3 protein-coding genes are annotated in these 3445 nt (G+C 65.0%); 2 read left to right on the top strand and 1 reads right to left on the bottom strand.

Features of this window, described 5'->3' with window-relative positions; genetic code table 11:
• On the top strand, positions 1 to 1183 hold a 1183-nt coding region (locus EN969_RS22455), incomplete at its 5' end, for an ATP-dependent DNA helicase RecQ (protein ID WP_164758419.1).
• Positions 1184 to 1459: 276 nt separating this feature from the next.
• Here the strand turns inward: EN969_RS22455 and EN969_RS22450 are convergent.
• Entirely contained in the window at positions 1460 to 2356 is an 897-nt protein-coding gene (locus EN969_RS22450) for a LysR family transcriptional regulator (RefSeq protein WP_063169444.1), read from the bottom strand.
• A gap of 277 nt (positions 2357 to 2633) precedes the next feature.
• On the opposite strand from EN969_RS22450, the gene EN969_RS22445 reads away from it, so the two are divergent.
• A complete protein-coding gene (locus EN969_RS22445) occupies positions 2634 to 3368 on the top strand; it encodes an SDR family oxidoreductase (RefSeq protein ID WP_063169443.1) in 735 nt (244 codons plus the stop codon).
• Positions 3369 to 3445: the final 77 nt, after the last annotated feature.

Here is a 3445-nt window from a genome sequence, read left to right as displayed (position 1 = left end):
GGCCAAGCAGGACAGCAAGCGCCAATTGCTGCGCTTCGTCGAGCGCCATCCCGGCCGCAGCGGCATCGTCTATTGCCTGTCGCGCAAGAAGACGGAGGAGATGGCGGCCTTCCTCGAGAAGAACGGCGTCACCGCGCTCGCTTATCACGCCGGCATGAGCAAGGAGGCGCGTGACGCCAACCAGAACAGCTTCATGACCTTGTCCGGCGTCGTCATGGTGGCGACCATCGCCTTCGGCATGGGCATCGACAAGCCTGACGTCGCCTATGTCTTCCACACCGACATGCCGGGCAGCCTGGAGGCCTACTACCAGGAGATAGGCCGCGCCGGCCGCGATGGGCGGGACGCCGAGGCGCATATGCTGTTCGGCCTGGGCGATATCCGCATGCGCAGGTTGTTCATCGACGACGAGGATGCGCCGCCCGAGCACAAGAGGCGCTCGCATGGCCGGCTCGACACGCTGATAGGCTATTGCGAGACGGCGCAGTGCCGCCGCCAGGTGCTGCTCGGCTATTTCGGCGAGGAAGCGCAGCCCTGCGGCAATTGCGACACCTGCCTCGACCAGGCACCGCGCGCCGATGGCGGAGCCGAGGCTCGGATCATCCTGACGGCGATCGCCCAGAGCGGTGAGCGTTTCGGTGCCGGTCATGTCATCGACATCCTGCTCGGCCATGAAACCGAGAAGGTGCTTGCCAGGAACCACCAGAGGCTCACGAGTTTCGGCAGTGGTCTGGCGCACAAGAAGGATTTCTGGCTATCGCTGATCCGGCAACTCGTCGCCGGCGGGTTCCTGATGCCGGATCCGGCCGGCCATGGCGGCCTCGCCATCGCCGAAAAGGGTCATGCGCTTGGCCGTGGCGAGGTGCCGTTCCATTATCGTGTCGAGGTACGCAGCCGCGCCTTGCGCGGCAAGATGCGCTCGGGGCAGGATCTCGGGCAGTCGGCTGTGGACACCGGGCTACTGGCCGCGCTCAAATCCTTGCGCCTGCGGCTCGCCAAGGAGCGCCAGGTGCCGGCCTATGTGGTGTTCTCGGATCGTACGCTGATCGACATGGCCGAGCGCCGCCCGCACGACCTCGACGCCTTCGCCGAAGTGAATGGGGTTGGGGCGGCAAAGCTCAAGGAATTCGGCCAGGTTTTTCTGAGTGCGATTGCCGAGCACCGGTCGGGTGAGGCGGCCTGAGGTCAGATCAGCGACTGGTCACGCGCCGTGAAGCAGAGGGATCTTCGGAGAAGGCATCCGTTCCGAAACCTCCTGTGCCGCCGCCGCCCATTCCTCCACCGCCCATGCCCCCCAGGGACCGATTAGTTCAACGTTTTCTGGCCGGCCGGTCGACAGATCAGGCCCAGACTGAGGCGTGCATCGACTTCATGGCCGAGCATTTGCAACCGCAATAGATGCCGCTGTCCGCTTGCAGGCACCTATCCACTGCAAGCGTCGCGGGCGACCCGCCGGGCGTCAGTCGCGCGATGTGGACAGTCCCGCGAGAAGCGGAGCGTAGGCGGCGAGCCTGCGGGATACGAACTCAGTGAAGAGCCGCACGCGCTTCGTCTTGCGTGTCTCCCCATGCGTGAGAAGCCAGAGCGTTCCGTACAGGTGCAGGTCGGTGCCCGGCACCCTCACCAGCAGGGGGTCGGCATCTCCGACGAAGCACGGCAGTGTCGTGATCCCGAGACCTTGCCGTACGGCAACGATCTGCGCCTCGGCGTCCGTGATCCTGAATGGAACTCCCGTGGTGCCAACCTCACCCGCGCTGGCCCACTCTGGAATTCCATGAACGCTTATGACGATCCACCGGATGGGATCAGGTGCGCCCGCACGCCACGCGGCCAGGCGATCGCGGGACATGTAGACGCCGCCAAACACCTCCGCTCCCTTCAGTCCGTGAAGATTGAGCGGCAGGTTTTTGCGGTCGTAGACGACGCGGATCGCCACGTCGGCCTCTCGGTTGGTCAGATTTGCCAGCTCGCCGGACGACAAGATTTCCATCTCGATGTCTGGATGCAGGTGCGCGAAATCGGCGAAGTCCGGCATGAGCAGGTGCGTCGCGAGGGGCGGTGCCAGCGTCACCCGCAGAAGTCCGCGTACGCTCTGGTCGCGCCCGAAGACGCGCGTCTCCAGCTGGTGCGACGACGCTTCCATCTGGTTCGCGAGCTCGAGGACCTCCTCGCCCGCAGCGGTCAGGCGGTAGCCCGAAGGCCGCTTTTCGAACATTTGCGCCCCGAGGCGTTCCTCAAGCTGTGCGATGCGTCGCAGCACGGTCGAGTGATTCACCCCGAGCTGCGCGCCGGCAGCCCGCACCGAGCCTCCGCGTGCGACGGCTAGAAAGTAGCGAACGTCATCCCAGTCGATCATGGTGCAATCCGGCACCGCGCGGTGCGCCTTCCAAAGCCCGTATCTAACACATCCTACAGCAGTAGGGGCGGGATATCGTGGCTTGTGTCGACAAGGGCGACGCTATTCCGAACGGCGGACACGGATCGTCGCGGGCTGGCGTCAATCCTGAAAGCGGATCGATTCTGCACCACCGATGTGCGCGCTTCCGCACTCACCGCGCGACCCCGGCGGGCCCATCTAGAGGTTCTCGGGGCGTCCCCGAACGACCAAAGACAGAGCCTGGAAGGATTAAGTCATGGGAAAACTGGATGGTAAGGTTGCGGTTATAACGGGTGGTGCCACCGGCATCGGCCTCGCCGCTGCAAAGCGCTTCATCGAGGAGGGCGCCTTCGTCTTCATCTTCGGCCGCCGGCAGGAAGCGCTAGACGCCGCTGTGGCCGAGCTCGGGCCCAATGCCCGCGCGGTGAAGGGCTCGGTCTCGGATGAGGCCGACCTCGATCGGCTCTACGCGGCGGTGAAGGCCGAGCGCGGAGCCCTCGACATCATCTTCGCCAACGCCGGGGTGGGAAGCCTGCTTCCGCTCGGCAAGCTCACCGCCGGGCACATTGACGAGACCTTCAACACCAATGTGAAGGGTACGATCTTCACGGTCCAGAAGGCGCTGCCGCTGATGGGCGAGGGCGGTTCGATTATCCTGACCGGATCGAGCGCCGGCACCACGGGCGCGCCCGCATTCAGCGTCTATAGCGCGAGCAAGGCGGCCGTGCGCAACCTCGCGCGGACCTGGGCGGAAGACTTGAAAGGCACCGGCATCCGGGTAAACGTGCTGTCGCCCGGGCCGACGGCGACCGAACTCGCGAAGGCAGCGATAGGCGAGGAGGGCTTGAAGGTCTTCGCCTCGATGAATCCGCTTCAGCGTATGGCCGATCCAGCGGAGATCGGGGCGGCGGCTGCGTTTCTCGCGTCGCCCGACAGCAGCTTCATGACTGCCAGCGAGGTCGCCGTCGACGGGGGCTTGGCGCAAATCTGACCCGCTACGCCCCGCCGTTCATTCCATTCGATATCCCGAGCCCGCAGGGCCTGGTAAACTGAAGGAGAGTATACATG

This window comes from Mesorhizobium sp. M7A.F.Ca.CA.003.01.2.1 (assembly GCF_003998945.1).
Lineage (GTDB): Bacteria > Pseudomonadota > Alphaproteobacteria > Rhizobiales > Rhizobiaceae > Mesorhizobium > Mesorhizobium ciceri.
The sequence above is the reverse complement of the archived record's forward strand: the minus strand, read 5'-3'. Positions and strand labels throughout refer to the sequence as shown.